Annotated in this window: 14 protein-coding genes and 1 tRNA gene; 13 read left to right on the top strand and 2 right to left on the bottom strand. The window is 67.2% G+C overall.

Annotation, left to right across the window (positions count from 1 at the left end):
* The first annotated feature begins 92 nt into the window (after window positions 1–92).
* The 12 genes from ACYX4S_RS12280 to ACYX4S_RS12225 all read left to right on the top strand — a co-directional run bounded on the left by ACYX4S_RS12280 (window position 93) and on the right by ACYX4S_RS12225 (window position 12,829).
* Window positions 93–590, top strand: coding sequence for a UPF0262 family protein (locus ACYX4S_RS12280; protein ID WP_293718727.1), 498 nt, complete (start codon window positions 93–95; stop codon window positions 588–590).
* 8 nt (window positions 591–598) lie between these two features.
* Window positions 599–1,048, top strand: a complete 450-nt coding sequence (locus ACYX4S_RS12275) for an arsenate-mycothiol transferase ArsC (RefSeq protein WP_293718729.1) — start codon at window positions 599–601, stop codon at window positions 1,046–1,048.
* Window positions 1,049–1,173: 125 nt separating this feature from the next.
* Window positions 1,174–1,392 (top strand): translation initiation factor IF-1, encoded by a 219-nt coding sequence (infA, locus tag ACYX4S_RS12270; protein WP_013653834.1) that lies wholly within the window; start codon window positions 1,174–1,176, stop codon window positions 1,390–1,392.
* 55 nt (window positions 1,393–1,447) lie between these two features.
* Window positions 1,448–2,107, top strand: a complete 660-nt coding sequence (locus ACYX4S_RS12265; RefSeq protein ID WP_476360376.1) for a Maf family nucleotide pyrophosphatase — start codon at window positions 1,448–1,450, stop codon at window positions 2,105–2,107.
* 129 nt (window positions 2,108–2,236) lie between these two features.
* Window positions 2,237–3,043, top strand: coding sequence for an SDR family NAD(P)-dependent oxidoreductase (locus ACYX4S_RS12260; protein WP_476360375.1), 807 nt, complete (start codon window positions 2,237–2,239; stop codon window positions 3,041–3,043).
* A 47-nt stretch (window positions 3,044–3,090) separates the two neighbouring features.
* Window positions 3,091–3,327 (top strand): DNA gyrase inhibitor YacG, encoded by a 237-nt coding sequence (yacG, locus tag ACYX4S_RS12255; RefSeq protein WP_476360374.1) that lies wholly within the window; start codon window positions 3,091–3,093, stop codon window positions 3,325–3,327.
* A 114-nt stretch (window positions 3,328–3,441) separates the two neighbouring features.
* A complete protein-coding gene (locus ACYX4S_RS12250; RefSeq protein WP_476360373.1) occupies window positions 3,442–4,278 on the top strand; it encodes a FecR family protein in 837 nt (278 codons plus the stop codon).
* Between the two features lie 204 nt (window positions 4,279–4,482).
* On the top strand, window positions 4,483–6,105 hold the full coding sequence (locus ACYX4S_RS12245) for a bifunctional metallophosphatase/5'-nucleotidase (protein WP_476362864.1): 1,623 nt from the start codon (window positions 4,483–4,485) through the stop codon (window positions 6,103–6,105).
* A gap of 233 nt (window positions 6,106–6,338) precedes the next feature.
* On the top strand, window positions 6,339–7,736 hold the full coding sequence (locus ACYX4S_RS12240) for a tetratricopeptide repeat protein (protein ID WP_476360372.1): 1,398 nt from the start codon (window positions 6,339–6,341) through the stop codon (window positions 7,734–7,736).
* 63 nt (window positions 7,737–7,799) lie between these two features.
* The gene (locus ACYX4S_RS12235) at window positions 7,800–10,595 is read left to right on the top strand and encodes a FecR family protein (protein WP_476360371.1); all 2,796 of its coding nucleotides are present in this window, start codon (window positions 7,800–7,802) and stop codon (window positions 10,593–10,595) included.
* Between the two features lie 142 nt (window positions 10,596–10,737).
* A tRNA-Phe gene (locus ACYX4S_RS12230) sits at window positions 10,738–10,813 on the top strand.
* A gap of 150 nt (window positions 10,814–10,963) precedes the next feature.
* On the top strand, window positions 10,964–12,829 hold the full coding sequence (locus ACYX4S_RS12225) for a glucosamine inositolphosphorylceramide transferase family protein (RefSeq protein WP_476360370.1): 1,866 nt from the start codon (window positions 10,964–10,966) through the stop codon (window positions 12,827–12,829).
* Here the strand turns inward: ACYX4S_RS12225 and ACYX4S_RS12220 are convergent.
* Together ACYX4S_RS12220 and ACYX4S_RS12215 are read right to left on the bottom strand one after the other, a co-directional pair.
* Window positions 12,720–13,805 carry a glycosyltransferase family A protein gene (locus tag ACYX4S_RS12220; protein ID WP_476360369.1) on the bottom strand — a complete coding sequence of 362 codons (1,086 nt, stop codon included), beginning with the start codon at window positions 13,803–13,805 and terminating at the stop codon, window positions 12,720–12,722. The genes ACYX4S_RS12225 and ACYX4S_RS12220 overlap by 110 nt on opposite strands.
* Window positions 13,806–13,874: 69 nt before the next feature.
* Window positions 13,875–14,450, bottom strand: coding sequence for a DUF2585 family protein (locus ACYX4S_RS12215; protein ID WP_476360368.1), 576 nt, complete (start codon window positions 14,448–14,450; stop codon window positions 13,875–13,877).
* A 202-nt stretch (window positions 14,451–14,652) separates the two neighbouring features.
* On the opposite strand from ACYX4S_RS12215, the gene ACYX4S_RS12210 reads away from it, so the two are divergent.
* Window positions 14,653–16,281 carry a peptide chain release factor 3 gene (locus tag ACYX4S_RS12210; protein WP_476360367.1) on the top strand — a complete coding sequence of 543 codons (1,629 nt, stop codon included), beginning with the start codon at window positions 14,653–14,655 and terminating at the stop codon, window positions 16,279–16,281.
* Window positions 16,282–16,428: the final 147 nt, after the last annotated feature.

Raw genomic sequence — 16,428 nt, 5'->3', positions numbered from 1 at the left:
GACGCACTTGTCCCGTGCCGCCGGCTCGCGCTAGGTGTTGGGACGGGTCGCCGCCCGATCGGGGCGGTGCTGGCGGAGATGGCGGAACGGGCATGGACGCAACACGCGATAGCACCCAGGTCTCATCGGCGCGTCTGGTCGGCGTCGAACTGGACGAGGCCTCGATTTCCCGCTCGACGCCCGACATCGAGCACGAGCGCGCGGTCGCCATCTACGATCTCATCGAGGACAACGTGTTCGAGCCCGCCGGCGCGCCGGAAGGGCCCTACAGGCTTCGCCTGTCGCTGGTCGAGAAGCGTCTCGTGTTCGCCGTGTCCAGCGACGCGGGTGAGGAACTCGTCACGCATATCCTGTCCCTGACACCGCTCAGGAAGGTGGTGAAGGACTATTTTCTCATCTGCGAGAGCTACTTCGAGGCGATCAAGTCGGCCACGCCGAGCCAGATCGAGGCCATCGACATGGGCCGGCGCGGCGTTCACAACGACGGCTCGCGCATTCTCATGGAGCGCCTCGAGGGCAAGATCCGCGTGGACATGACCACGGCGCGCCGCCTGTTCACCCTCGTCTGCGCCCTGCACTGGAAAGGCTAGGGCGGCGGATGGGTCCGGGGACGGCGCCGGGAGCCGTGCTCTTTGCCTGCGGCATGAACGCGGTGCGTTCGCCGATGGCGGCGGCGATGCTGGCCAAGCTGTTTCCGGGCCGCGTCTACGTCAAGTCCTGCGGCGCGCGCGCCGGCGAGCCCGATCCCTTCGTCGAGGCCGTCATGGCCGAGATCGGCTGCGACCTCTCCGCCCACAAGCCCAAGAGCTTCGAGGATCTGGACGAGTCCGGCTTCGATCTCGTCATCACGCTGGCGCCGGAGGCGCACCACAAGGCGCTTGAGATGACACGCACCGAGGCCGTCGACGTCGAATACTGGCCGACGCCCGATCCGACGCTGACGACCGGCTCGCGCGCCCAGATCCTCGACGGGTACAGGGGCGTTCGCGACATGCTGCTGGCGCGCATCAAGAAGCGCTTCGGCTGGACGCCGGTTCCCGGCGGGTGAGGGCGCGAAAAGCCCCGCGCCGGCCGCACGGGAGCCCCCTTGAAAGCGCGTGAAACTGCCTGTTCCCTTTCGTCGTGCGATCCGTTAGGTTCCCGGCCACATCAGAATGCTAATCAGGAATCCATATGGCCAAGGAAGAAGTCCTCGAATTTCCGGGCGTGGTGACGGAATTGCTGCCCAACGCGACGTTCCGCGTGAAGCTCGAGAATGATCACGAGATCATTGCCCATACCGCAGGGCGCATGCGCAAGAACCGTATTCGCGTGCTTGCCGGCGACCGCGTGCTTGTCGAGATGACCCCTTACGACCTGACCAAGGGTCGCATTACCTACCGTTTCAAGTGACAAGGGCTGCCGCAGAACAGGCGGCAGCAAAGCCTTCGCGAGAGGTCGCGTCCCGATGACCGCTGCTGACCCCGCTCGATCGTCCCCCCGGATGCCGCTGGTCCTTGCCTCCGCCTCGCCGCGGCGGCTTGCACTGTTGCAGCAGATCGGCGTCGACCCGGATACGCTGCTGCCCGCCGACATCGACGAGACGCCGCGTCGGGGCGAGACCCCGCGCGCGCTCGCCCAGCGGCTTGCCCGCACCAAGACGGAAGTGGCGCGCAGGGCCGCCGACAGGGTGGAAGAGAACGTGGACGGGCTGGTGCTCGCCGCCGACACGGTGGTGGCCGTCGGTCGCCGCATTCTGCCCAAGGCGGAAACCTTCGAGGAAGCCGAGGCCTGCCTGCAGCTTCTTTCGGGGCGCGGGCACCGGGTCTACACGGCGGTCTGCGTCAGCGCGCCGAGGGACGTGATCCGCCAGCGGCTGGTCGAAACCCGCGTGCGTTTCAAGCGCCTGTCGCGTGCCGAGATCGCCGCCTATCTGGAAAGCGGCGAGTGGCGGGGCAAGGCCGGCGGATACGCCATCCAGGGTCTTGCGGCCGCCTTCGTGGTCAAGCTGACCGGCTCCTACGCCAATGTGGTCGGGCTGCCGCTCCACGAGACGGCGAACCTTCTTGCCGGGCTGAAGTATCCGCTTCTCGACGCGTGGCGTGACCCGGCCAGCATTCGCCCCTGAACCGGAGCGTTGCGGCCGGGCCGGCACCGGATCTCCTTTTCCCCCTTTCTGTCGTCGCTTCGGGCTGGCATGATCGCCCCGGCCACAACCTGTGGTCGGGAGAATCTTGCAAGCATCGGGAGGATGTTCATGGGAGGACGGCTTGATGGCCGCGCCGCGCTGGTGATTGGTGCGGGGTCCAGCGGACCGGGCTGGGGAAACGGCAAGGCGACGGCAGTGCTTATGGCGCGCGAGGGCGCGCGTGTCGCCTGTGCCGATATCAATGCGGAGGCCGCCGAGGAGACGCGGGCGCTGATCGAGAGCGAGGGCGGGGAGGCAATCGCGCTGACCTGCAATGCCGCGCGGTCAGATGACGTGGCCGCCACGGTGGCTGCGACGGTGGCCGCCTTCGGACGGCTCGATATTCTCGACAATAATGTCGGCATCGCCGTGACCGGCGCCGTGGTCGATCTCGCGGAGGACGAGTGGGACCGGGCCATGGCGGTCAACGTCAAGAGCATGTACCTGGGCATGAAACACGCCATTCCGGCCATGCTCGAGACCGGCGGCGGGGCGATCGTGAACATCTCCTCCGTTGCCTCCATCCGCCACATCGGCGTGTCCTATGCCGTCTACAACGCCTCGAAGGCGGCGGTGAACCAGTTGACGAGCGCGACGGCCATCGACTACGCGGGGCAGGGCATCCGCGTGAACGCGGTGCTGCCGGGGCTGATGAAGACCCCGATGGTCGAGACCTCGACGGGCCTTGCCTCCGCCTACTCGGACGGCGATATCGAGGAGATGTGGCGCAAGCGCGACTCGCAGGTGCCCATGGGGCACATGGGCGAGGCCTGGGACGTGGCCCATGCGGCGCTGTTTCTCGTCACCGACGAGGCGCGCTATATCACCGGGCACTCGCTCGTCGTCGATGGCGGGCTTTCACTGAAGATCGCCTGACGCCGGCCCGCGGGGCCGGTGGGGCAGGCACAGCCGGACAGGAACGGATGGCCGACAAAGATACCCCCGCCAGCCCCGCGCGCACGGTGCGTCCCTGCCCGGAATGCGGCAAGCCCTCGAGCGAGGTGTCCTATCCCTTCTGCTCGAAGCGCTGCGCGGACGTGGACCTCAACCGCTGGCTCTCGGGCAGCTACAGCGTGCCGGTCGTGGAGCTCGAGCCGGAGGATCTGGCCGAGCTCGAGGCCCGGCAGCAGCGCGAGGAGGACGAACGCGGCGGCCGCTGACGCGTGCGGCTTGCGTCCTGCATGTGACGCCCGTCACCGTGTTCGTGGCGTCGCGGCCGTAAGGTTGACGCAAGGTCGGGCATAGGGTCCCGGTCCCGGCTCGGAGGAATGCCCATGCGTAGCAAGCTTCTTGTCCTGGCGGCGATGATCGCCGCGCTCGCTCCCGCCAAGCATGCATTCGCCCAGGAACGGGCCGGGGTCGCGAGTGCGGTCACCCAGACCGCGCGCGGGCAGGTCGGCGGCGGGTCCATGCGCACGATCCGCATCGGCAAGTCCGTGTTCAGCGGCGAGCGGATCACCACCGACGCTCGCGGTCGCGTTCAGGTCCTCCTGGCCGACGGCTCCAACTTCGTCGTCGGGCCGAACTCCAGCCTCGTGATCGATGAGTTCGTCTACCGGCCCGAGCAGGGTGCGGGAAAGATCGTGGCCACCTTCGGGCGCGGTGTCGCCCGCTATGTGGGCGGCAGGATCTCCAAGAACCGTGGCGGCGTCACCATCCGCACGCGGCAGGGCACCATCGGCGTGCGCGGCGGCATGGCCAACCTGGTCCAGCGCGGCGACGACACGGTGTTTTCCTTCCTCTTCGGCAAGGACCTGACCTTCACGGGGCGCAACGGCCGCGAGATGCGGGTCTACCGGTCCGGCTTCTCGGTCTTCGCCTCGGGCGGTCAGGGGCGGGTCGGACGCACTCCCGCCAATCTGCAGAATCTCGTCACGCGGCAGCTGACGGGAACCGGCGGAGCGGGGCCGCGCCCGAACGCGGAGCAATTGCGCCGCTTCGGGTTCGCGAATTCGGCCCTGCCGCCGGCGCCGGGGTCGCCGATCCCGCCGCCCGTCATCACCTCGCGCGGGGTGCCGGTGCCCGGCAACAGACTCGACCGCAACTTCGCGAACGGCTCGCGGATCGGTTATCCCCCGACGCCGGGCTGTGTCAGTTCGCCTTATTGCTGAGGCACGGCCCCTCCCGCCCGACCGCACACGCGAAAGTGCCTGCGGATGACGCCGAACGGCTGTTGCGGGCCGGGACCCAAGCTGGCAAGCTCACCGCGCGGCAGTCCCTTTGCCAGGGCGCGCCGCCCGTCCGGCAGGGGGCCGGACGCGGCTATCGCGTGCCCCCGGGATGCGGGCGCGGGCTCCAGGAGACTGCTTGACATGATGCGACGGGGATTATTCACGGGGATCGCGGCCGCCGGCCTTTTCGCTGGCCTGGGGATCGGCGCGGCACAGGCGGATTTCGCGCTCACGATCCTGCACGTCAACGACCTGCATTCGCGGCTCGAGCCGATCAACAAGTATGATTCCACCTGCGGCAAGGACGACGACGCCGAGGGCAAGTGCTTCGGCGGCATCGCGCGCATCAAGGCCAAGGTAGACGAGCGTCGCGCGGCACTTTCCCAGGCCGGCCGCAACGTGCTGATGCTGGATGCCGGCGACCAGTTCCAAGGCTCGCTTTTCTACACCACATACAAGGGCGCGGCGGCGGCCGAGTTCATGAACGCCATCGGTTTCGACGCCATGGCGGTGGGCAACCACGAGTTCGACGACGGCCCCGAGGGGCTGGCCGCCTTCCTGGAGAAGGTCGACATGCCGGTCCTGTCCGGCAATGTCGACGTGGAGAACGAACCGACCCTGAAGGGCAAGGTTCCCGGTACGCTCGTGCTCGAGGTGGGCGGCGAGAAGGTCGGCATCGTCTCCGTCTTGGCCGAGGACACCTCCGAAACCTCGTCGCCCGGTGCAAACGTCCACTTCCTGCGCGCCGAGACCTACCTCAAGGGGGCGGTCGAGGGGCTGGAGGCGGCCGGCGTCGACAAGATCGTGGCGCTGACCCACATGGGCCTGCCGCGCGACATGCAGATCGCGGCGCGCGTCCCCGGCATCGACGTGATCGTCGGCGGTCATTCCCACACGCTGCTGTCCAACACCGAGAAGGGGGCCGCCGGTCCCTATCCCGTGTTGGTGCAGAACCCGGCCGGCCGGCAGGTGCCCATCGTCCAGGCCTATGCCTACGGCAAGTATCTGGGCGAGGTGGAGATCGTCTTCGACGACGCGGGCAACGTGACCTCCGCCACCGGCAATCCGATCCTGCTCGACGCCTCGGTCGCCGCCGACAAGGACATCGCGGCGCGTCTCGACGAACTGGCGAAGCCGCTTGAGGAAGTGCGCGCCAAGGTCGTCGGCCGCACCAACGGCGAGATCGACGGCTCGCGCGAGACCTGCCGTGCGCAGGAGTGCACGATGGGCGATCTCGTGGCCGATGCCATGCTGGAGCGGGTGCGCGACCAGGGCGTGCAGATCGCCATCCAGAACGGTGGCGGCCTGCGGGCGTCGATCGATTCCGGCGAGATCACCATGGAAGAGGTCCTCACGGTGCTGCCGTTCCAGAACACGCTCGCCACCTTCCAGCTCAAGGGCTCCGACGTGATCGCCGCGCTCGAGAACGGCCTGTCGCAGGTGGAAGACGGCGCCGGACGCTTTCCGCAGGTCGCGGGGATCCGCATGACCTGGACGCGGGCGAAGAAGGCCGGCGAGGGGCGTGTCGTCAGCGTCGAGGTCGAGGGGGAGAACGGCTGGGAGCCGCTCGATCCCGACAAGCTTTATGGCGTGGTTTCAAACAACTACATGCGCGGCGGCGGTGACGGCTACAAGGTCTTCGCCGAGGCTGCGCAGAATGCCTACGACTACGGTCCGGGGCTGGAAGAGGTGCTGGCCGATCACATCGCCGCGATGCCCGACGGCTACACGCCCGAAACCGACGGGCGCATCCGCGAGCTGCGCTGACGCGCGGTTGACGTTGTGTTTGCAACTGGATGGCGGCGGGTCTCTCGCCGTTTTCCGGTTGTGTCGTGGCGGCAACAGGTGCTTGCAAACACGTGACAAGCTCGTGGCAGGCCGGGACTCGGCCCGCCCCCTTCGCGTAAATTCCCGGCAGGGAGTCCGGTGGCGGACCCTTGCGCGTTTTCACGGGAATTGAGCTGTTGGGGGATGGTGTGAACCTTGCGGAACCTGCCAAGGTGAACGTCCGGTGTCTGGTGGTTGCGGCTCTTCTGGGCTGTGCGACCGCCGGGAGCGCCCTTGCCCAGCCCGCCGACGGCGTGACCGTGCCCGGCGACGTCACGCCCGCCTCCGCGCCCGCCGTATCCGCCATGAGCGCTCCGGAGCTGCGCGCGCGTCAGTCCGAACTTCTCGGCGTGATGCTGCGCGATCCCTCCAATCTCGACGTTGCCTTCGAATACGCCACTGTTTCCGCGGCCATGGGCGATTACGAGGCCGCGATCGGCACCTTCGAGCGGATGCTGATCTACGCGCCGGGCCTGCCGCGCATCCAGCTTGAACTCGGCGTCCTCTATTTCCGTCTCGGGTCCTACGAGGCGGCGCGCTCCTACTTCGAGGCGGCCCTGGCCGCGCCAGACGTGCCGGCGGAGGTGGAGACGCGGGTGCACACGTTCCTTGTGGCGATCGACGAGGCGGAGGAACCGCACAAGATCACGGCGACGTTCATGACGGGCCTCCGCTGGCAGTCCAACGCCAACGCGGGGCCGGGTGCCCGCGAGGTGACGCTCAACGGACTGACGTTCCTGCTCGACGACACCGCCATCGGCAAGCCGGACTGGAATGCGTTCCTCGCCGGAAATGTTCACTGGGCCTACGATCTCGGCAATCAGGGCGACCTGCTGGAAGCGGACCTGCTGCTTTATGCGGGGCGCTATTTCAACGAGACCCGGCTCAACACGTCGATCGCGGAGCTGACCTTCGGTCCCTCCTTCAATCTCGCCCGTTTCGACATCGACAACGCGCGGCTCGGCGTCTACGGCATCGCCTCCGGCATCCGGCTGAGCGAAGCCAATTATTCCGGCGCGCTGGGCTTTGGCAGCCGGTTCGCCGTGCAGCCGGATCCGCTGTCCTCCGTTTCCGGCAAGCTCGAGTACAGGCGACGCTGGTACCGTGACACGGGGCAATATCCCACGGTCACCAACCGGGACGGCTACCAGATCAGCGGCCAGACCACCTACACCCGCCGTTTCGACGAGCGCTGGTCGGCGCGCGGCTTCGTGCTGGGAGACTACGAGGATACCGCCGCGCGTTTCGAGCAGAGCTGGGAACTCGGCGGTGGCATCGGCGTCACCTATCGCTTTTTTTCCCCGATCGCGAAGCTGCGTGACAAGGGCCCCTGGGCGCTTGACCTGGAAAGCGGCTACCTGCGTCGCGAGTTCGCCAGTCCCGATCCGGCGGTGAGTGCGACCATGGCCCAGCGCGACAACGAGTTCTGGGTGCGCGGTGGCCTCACCGTGCCCGTGCGCGAGGATGTGGCGCTTGGCCTGACCACCGAGTTCCGCCGTCTGCAGTCGAATTACGAGACGCGCGACTACGCCAACACCTCCGTGATGATGAGCGTGGTCAAGGCGTTCTAGCGTTGCCGCACCGTCCGGGCGAACCGGGAAGCGGATTTTGAAAATGAAGCCGAGGAAGTCGAGATGAACCGCTATGCGCCGCTTGCGCTGACCGTGCTTGGCGTTCTGCCCCTTCTGGCGGGCGGACAGCAGGCGCTGGCGCGCAGCGATATCGGCGTTGCCGCCGCAGTGAACCAGCAGGCCGAACGCACGCCCCCGGGCGCGGCCCCGCGCACGGTGGTGCTGGGTGACACGCTCATCTTCAAGGAGCGCATCCGGACCCAGGGCGAGGGGCTGGTGCAGATCCTGCTGCGGGATGGCTCGACCTTCACTGTCGGAGCGAACTCCGATCTCGTAATCGACGAATTCGTCTACGATCCGCAGGCGGGATCGGGCAAGCTGGTCGCCTCCTTCGGCAAGGGTGTCGCGCGTTTCGTCGGCGGCAAGCTGAGCAAGAAGCCGGGCGGTGTGACTGTGAAAACCCCGGTGGGCACCATCGGCATTCGTGGCGGCATCGCCAACATCGAGGTCGGCGGCGGTACGGGCCAGTTCTCGCTTCTGTTCGGGGACGAACTGTCCTTCCTGGGGCCCAATGGCGTCACGCGCCGCATTTTCGAGCGCGGCTATACACTGTCCGTCAATCCGGGCGCCGGCGGCTCGCGGATCCGTCCGACGACGTCGGGGGACATTTCCAGCGTTCAGAGACAATTGTCCGGGGCGCCCGGCCAGAGCGGCGGCTCGAACAATCCGCCAAGTGACCGGCAGGTCGGAAATTCACCCGTGGGGAGCGTGAACTCCAGACGTGGCGTCTCGAATGCCAGGCCGCAGCCGAAGCCGAAAGTGGTCGCGGCGTCCAACCTGCGTGACGGTGACCGTATCCTCGGCGACATCGCGCGTGACACGAACCGTCCGACGGGGGACGCGGGAAGCACCCTTTCGGTCCGGGTGCTGAGCAGCGGCGAGAGCTACGAACCGGCCGGCACGGGCGCGACGGTAACGACACCGGGCGCCCAGGACCTGCTCGGCGGAACGCCGGAGACGGATCGCTCGGTCGTGTTTACCGTCGATGCCGGGCGCACGCAGATGACCGGAACGATCGACGGCGAGACGGTCACCATGCCGCTTCCCTCGGGGGGGGAGGCGGTTTTCCGTGCCGTCACCTCGACCGGGCGAACCGTTACCGGGTCCGTCTTCCGAAACGGCGATCACTTCGTGGCCTTCACCTATTTCGAGGAGATTTCCACCTCGGTCCTGGCGCTGGATCATCCGGTGTTCGGTTTCGGAGGCGTGCCGACGGATCTCGCGTCCTTCGAGGCGGCCAACGACTATGCGCAGGTGCGCAGCTATACGCTGACCAGCAATCCGATGCACAGCTTCCGCACCGGCTCCACGCACGCGCTGTATTTCCTCAATCCGCTTGCCGCCGACAAGCTGGGCACGGCCTTTCTCGACAACGTCAAGACCAGTGACCTGCTGGTCATCGGCACGGATGCCTTCGAAAACGAGGATCCGCGCTATCTGGTCGCCGCGATGAACATCCAGGGCGAGGGCACCGACCAGAAGTCGGCGGTCTCCCTGTCCACCGGGCGGATCGAGGGCGACCTGGTCGGCGGCTACGTGCTGACAGGCAGCCGGCGAGGAGGCTTTCGTGCCGATTCCGCCGATGCCGGCGTGCTCTACGACGGGCCGGTGACGTCCCTCGCGGACCCGAACGGAGCCCATTTCTTCGGCGACAATGCCGATAATTTCGTGATTGGCGCGAACTTCGGCGGCCTTGGCGATGATGTGGGAGCCGACACCTCGGTGCTCGGCACGTCTCCCTATGCCGACGCAAGCGAGACCTATTCCGGATATGTGCATGTGGCCGACCTGCAGAGCACCTCGCCGGCGGGCGAGTTCGTGCGCACGGACCGCTCCCTGTCCGGCTATGCCTCCGGCATGGTCGAATCGACCGCGACCGGCGGGACGCCCGTTCCCATGTGGTCCAACACGCCCGGCGACCTGCGGCTCTCCTTCAATGCGGCGGATGCCTCCGCCGGCGCGATGCTGACGCTGAACGACAACACCGGTCTCAGCCCCCACCTGCAGTCGCTGACCATCGGTTTCGGCAACAATCTCAACGAGAGCGGCGCGGACGGGTCGTCCGCCTTCGTCGACAACGACCGCTACGCCCTGTCGCAGAATTTCGCGGCGACGGCGGCGGAGATCGCCGGTGTCGGCGAGGTCGGACATGCGCCCTCGGGCGAGCCGCGCAGCTACATGATGCCCTCGACACTGGTCGACGGCGGGGACGATGCGCTGTTCCACACCGCCACGCGCTGCACCTGCGCCTTCCTGGAATGGGGCTACTGGGGCACCAGCTTCGAGGCCGACAGTTCGGTGGCCGGCGTGGGCGCGACGAAGGATTTCGTGCATCTGGGCACATGGGCTGCCGGCGACACGCCGACCTTCGGCCAGTTGCCGCTCGCGGGCTCGGCGACCTACACCGGTCACGCGGTGGGGACGGTCGCGTCGGGCTCGCCTTCCAGCCCCTCGCAGTATCTGGCGGCCGGCGACTTCTCGATGACATACGGGTTCGCCTCGCGCACGGGCACGGCGTCGATCACCGGCTTCGACGGTCGCGATTTCAGCGGAACCGTTGCCCAGCCGGGAGGCGTTTCGGCCAGTGCGACCAACCGGTTTACGGGCTCGCTCGGTCAGGTCGGGGTGCCGACGGGCACCGGCGCGAGCGGAACGCTGAACGGATCCTTCGTGCGTGGCCCGCAAGGCCCGGTGCAGGGCGTGATCGGCGGTTTCGGGCTCTCCGATCCGACCAACAACTGGTCCGCGACAGGCGTCGTCGTTGGGCAGGGCGTGTCGGGCGTGGCGCTTGGCGAATGAGGCTGAGCACGGTTTGCGGCGGGGTGTCCAACCCCTTGCGCGAGCTTGTGCAAAACTTTGCCGTCACCGCTGGACAGGCAGAATTTCAGCCTCTATAAGACCGGCACTTCCGGGCGACACGCGACAGATCGCGCCGCCCCGGGCCCAGGTAGCTCAGTTGGTAGAGCAGCGGATTGAAAATCCGCGTGTCGGTGGTTCGATTCCGCCCCTGGGCACCACCTTTCCCCTTGAAAATCAAATCTTGCCATGCTGTCAGCGACTTGTCGTCGCGCGTGTTCTTGCGCTTGCAGGCGACGGGCTTGCGTGGAAGAAAGCGCGGGGATCGGCCGCCCGGGTGTGAGGCGGCCCTTGCGGGGGCAGAGCGACACATGGGAACGGGAGCGACCTTGGAAACGGCACCGGCCGGGCAGGGCGCAGCCGCGGAGGCATCGGGTGCGCTCACGGTCGTGACGGGCGCCGATGCGCGCTTCGCACGCACGCTACATCGTTTTCTGGCCAGTCTTGAACGTCACCGGGGCGATGCGGTCGCCCGTGTTCTCGTCGTCGATCTCGGGCTTGCGCCTGGTGACCGCGAGCGCATCGCGCGCCGTTTTCCCTTCGCCGCGATCGTGCCCTTTCCTTTTCACGCCCATCCTCCGCATGTGGCCGTTTCAAGCGGCACCTTCGCCTGGAAACCGCTCGCCATCCTGGAGGCCGCGCGCCGTTTCGGCGGCAAGGTGTTCTGGTTCGACAGCGCGACGTTGCTGCACGCCGGCCTCGACGAACCGCTTTCCACTCTCGGGCGAACCGGCCTCTATACCCTGAAGGGCCAGTCGAATCTCGCCCAAAGGTGCGAGCCGCGAGTGCTCGGGCATCTCGGTGTCGAGCCCGCGTTCCTCGATCGGCAAATTCGTCTCGGCGGGCTCTTGGGCTTCGACTGGGACCATCCGGGCGCGCGGGAGGTTCTTGAGGACTGGGCCCGTCTCGCCCTGGACGAGGAGGCGTTTCGCCCGGCCTCGGCCACCCACAATGCGGATCAGAGCGTGCTCACCGTCCTGCTGCTGCGGGCGGAGGCCGCCGGGAAGGTGGAACTCGGCGACGAGGACGTGGACATTTCCTCCCCCCGGCCCATCCGCTGGGCCTCGACGCGCAACAAGATCGACGCGCGCCGCCCGGCCTGGACCGACCCGCTGCAGGGCCTCTGGTATCGGGCCTACAAGGCTGGCGACCGGCTCAATCTTCGCTGGCAGGACTTTTATCGCCGCCGGATTCTGGGGCTGCACCGGTTTCCCAAGGAGCATTTCCAGGTCTTCCTGATGCGGACGGGCATGAGTGCCCCCGTTGCGGTTCCGGCGCCGACCTTCAGCTATTACGCCGACCCGTTCCTGCGACGCGTCGAGGGGCGCCTGTGGCTGTTCGTCGAGGAGTTCGAGTACCTGGAGCAGCGCGGCCGACTGGTGGCGATCGAGCTTGGCGAGGACCTGAGGCCGTGCGGGCCGGTCGTGCCGGTGCTGCCGATCCGCGAGCACGCATCATTTCCCTATGTCTTTGCGGCGGACGGCGCGCTCCTGATGCTGCCCGAGACCTGCGCGGTGGGCGCGCTCGACCTCTACGTCTGCGAGCGGTTTCCCGACCGCTGGCGCCGGGTGCGGCGCCTGGAGCACGACGTGGACGCGGTGGACGCGCTGGCCTGGCCGGATGGGCAGGGCTGGCGACTGGTGTCCTGCGAGCGTGCCGGCGGGTCCGAGGAGGCGAGAACGCTGGCCGTGTATCGCATGGCGGGGCTTCCGGACGGGGATCTGAAGCCGGATCCGGTGAACGGGACCGGAGTGTTCGCCGACGGACGGCACGGCTACGGGCGTGGCGCGGGCGATCCGCTGGCCGAGGCCGACGGAACCGTCCTGCGTCCCATGCAGGCGAACCGGACATACTATGGCGAGGCCGTCGAAATCCGCCGCACGGGCGAGGACTCCGGCGGCGCCCATGTCGAGGAGGCGGTTGGCGACGACCACCCGCTGGCGCGTTTCGCGCGGCTGACCTCGCCGCATCACATCTCGCTGTCGGGCGATGTCGTGGCCTTCGACCTGCGCACGCGGCTCGGCTTCGTTTCAGGCGTTCCGTGGCTTGGCCGACGACTGAATGCACTCAATCCGGCCGCGAAGCGCTTCCTTGCGCGCGATCCGCGGGTGCTGGCCGAGCTTGAGCGGATCCTGCCGGAGGTGACGCGTCGGCTGCACCCGCTTCACGGCTGCTGACGGCTGCCTTTCCGAGCGCGTGGCCGCCCACCGTCCAGCGGTCTGCCATGTGACGGATGACGATGGTGTTGTTGCGGGTCTCCGGCGTCCCGCCGCCACGGTTGACGAGACCCAGGCTGGAGGCCCGGTAGAGCCCCTTGCGGGTCCACTGCTGGAAGCCGGCACGTTTCGACGGAACCACGAACTTGCGTGCCGCGCAGAAGCCCGAGATCCACACGTCGTCGACATAGAACGCCTCGGGAGGCGCGTCGCGATGGGCAAGCATCGCGTCCATTTCGGGGAAGAAGCGCGGACGAACGAGATACCCGGAGAACCCTTGCAGGATATCGATCTCGAAGGGCTTGCGCAGGCGGCGCGCCCGCACGGGCGCCGGAGGCTGCATGTGGAGATTGCTTCCGATCGTCGTCGGGCGGTCGGTGAAATCCGCCGGAACCACCCAGCCCGACAGGCCGCAGGCCGCATCCGGGTCGCCGTCGCCCGCCGCGCTCAGCGTCTCCACGAAGCCCGGCGGATAGATGCGGTCGTCATCGACCACGATGATCGCCTGACCGTCGCTGGCGCCGCTCAGCGTGGGGAAGAGCTTTGTCGCCGGGCCGACGTCCTCGCAGCGCACGATCCTGACCATCTCCAGCGCCTCGAGCCAGTCCGGCACGTCGTAGGCGCAATTCTCCCGTCGCGAATGGCGGGGGATGTTGAGGTGGATGCGCGCGGGCGGGAGCGTCTGGTCGAGCAGGCTCTTCAGCGTCATGCCGATAAGCCCGATGCGGCTTGGAATGGTCGTCAGCGTCACGATGGCGTCGGAACGCCGGCGCGCCATGGCCTTGCGGTCGAGGTCGGCGAGATCCGCGCGCGCGAGGCGCGCCGTCCGGATCAGGTCCGCGACCAGCGTCTCGCCCTCGAAGAAGTCGTGGGCGGCGATCGCGGTGGCGAGACCGCCTCCGACGGCTGCGAGCGAGAGCGGTAGAACGAGGGACATGTGCGGGCCGGAGCGGTTGAAGACGGGCGGACAGTCGCTTCGGCGTCCGGGCCTGTCAAGACGGCGGGATCAAAGGCCTGCGGCAGCCTGCCATTCGCGGATCGTATCGAGCGGCCAGACCAGCATCACCACGTTGAGGGTGAGATTGTCGCGGATGACGAGCGCGGCGACGACTTCCATCGCGAGCGCCAGAACCACCGTCAGCCACACCGGCAGGCGCAGGGCGAGCCAGAAGCCGAGCAGCATCCAGAGAATGTCGAAGACGGAGTTCAGAACGCTGTCGCCGGTGTAGCCGGCGGCGATCGTCGCTTCGCGGTAGCGGTCGATGATCCAGGGGCTGTTCTCGACGATTTCCCATGCGGCCTCGACCACAAGGGCCGCGACGGCGCGCCAGCCGAGCGACAGGCGCGGGGCGGCAAGATGCAGCACCCAGTAGAAGATCATGCCGTGGATGATGTGCGAGAAGGTGTACCAGTCCGCGATGTGCTGGGAGTTGTCCGAGGAGGTGACGTCCCAGGTCCAAAGCTTCACCTCTCCGCAAGTGCAGATGGGAACCCGCCCCATGGCAAGCAGCACGATCGCCGTCGCGACAAGAAGAACGAGGCCGGTGGCGACCGGCAGGAAACGGCGGGAGATGAGCGGCATGCGGGATCCGTGCACAAGGAGGGGGGCGACGACAAAGCCATAGCCGTCGCGCCGCGCCACGGCAATGCGCGGCGCCGTATCCGGCACTGGCGTTTTTTGCCGGACTCCACTAGAGGTCTCGGCAAGATGGCGGCGGCGTGACCGCGCCGCGCCTGAAGATCCGAAGACCACGCTTGGCCGGAGAACCGGCCTGGGAGACGGCATGAGCCTCACCGATACGCAGACCGCGACGGGCGCCGCGCAGGCGCCCTACATGACGCGGCGCACCTTCGCCATCATCTCGCATCCGGATGCGGGCAAGACCACGCTGACGGAGAAGCTGCTTTTCTCCGGCGGCGCCATCCGGGCGGCCGGTCAGGTGCGCGCGCGCGGCGAGCGGCGCCGGGCACGTTCCGACTGGATGAAGATCGAGCAGGAGCGCGGCATCTCGGTGTCCTCGTCGGTCATGACCTTCGAGCGTGACGGCATCACCTTCAACCTGCTCGACACACCGGGCCACGAGGACTTTTCCGAGGACACCTACCGCACGCTGACGGCTGTGGACGCCGCGATCATGGTGATCGACGCCGCAAAGGGCATCGAGACCCAGACGCGCAAGCTGTTCGAGGTCTGCCGGTTGCGCGACATTCCCATCATCACCTTCGTCAACAAGATCGACCGTGAGGGGCGTCACCCGCTCGAAGCTCTCGACGAGATCCAGGAAGCGCTGGCGCTTGACGTCACCCCGATGACCTGGCCGGTGGGCATGGGCTCGGACTTCTTCGGCGTCTACGACTGGCGCAAGAAGCGTTACCTGACGTCCAGCGAGGGGCGGGGCCAGCGCTTCGACATCATGCACGAGGTGTCGGGTCTCGATGATCCGCTGCTGACCGACACCGTTTTCGCCAACGTGATGGGCGAGCTCGAGGAGAACGTCGAACTGGGCGCGGAAGCCTATCCCGCGTTTGATCGCGAGGCGTTCCTCGAGGGGCATCTCACGCCGGTCTTCTTCGGATCGGCGCTGCGCGACTACGGCGTCGAGGAGATCATCGAGTTCATCGCCGAGTTCGGTCCGCCGCCCCATGCACAGCCGGCGACATCGCGCGTCATCCGTCCCGAGGAGCCGAAGGTCACCGGCTTCGTGTTCAAGGTCCAGGCCAACATGGACCCGAAGCATCGTGACCGCATCGCCTTCGTGCGCCTGTGCTCGGGCGTCTTCAAGCGCGGCATGAAGCTGAAGCACGTGCGCGCGGGTAAGACGATTGCCGTGTCCGCGCCGATCTTCTTCTTCGCCGAGGAGCGCGAGCTTGCCGAGACGGCCTATCCGGGCGACGTCATCGGCGTGCCCAACCACGGCCAGCTCCGCGTCGGCGACACGCTGAGCGAGGGGGAGGAGATCCACGTTACGGGTCTGCCGGCCTTCGCCCCGGAAGTCCTGCGCCGCGTGCGCCTCAGTGACACGATGCGCGTGAAGCAGATGCGCCAGGGGCTTCAGGATCTCGCCGAGGAGGGGCTTGTGCAGATCTTCAAGCCCTCCATCGGTTCCAACTGGATCGTCGGCGTTGTCGGCATCCTGCAGCTCGATGTGGTGATCGACCGTCTCGCGACGGAATACGGCACGGAGATCGGCTTCGACCCGGTTCCCTACAACACCGCGCGCTGGGTGGAATGCGACGACGAGCTGGCGCTCAAGAAGTTCCTTGATACGAATCGTTCCCACCTGGCGCATGATCGCGACGATCGGCCCGTGTATCTGTTCAAGAATGCGTGGGAGGTCTCCTACATCGGCGAGAAACACCCGGACATCCGTTTCCGCGAGACGCGGGAAATCGTCCATTCGCCAGATGCTTGACCTGGAAACCTGACCTTGGGGCAGGGTCTGGCGGGCAACTGGGCCGACACTGCCGAAAAGCGAAATGAGTGCGCTTTTTTCTTGCGAAAGCGTACGAAGCAGCCTATCTACTCATGGTGTGCTGGCATGTGTGCCGGCAAAAGTGAT

This window comes from Stappia sp. ABD4_338 (assembly GCF_056312175.1).
Note: the sequence above shows the minus strand (reverse complement) of the source record. Positions and strands in the feature narration are given on the sequence as shown.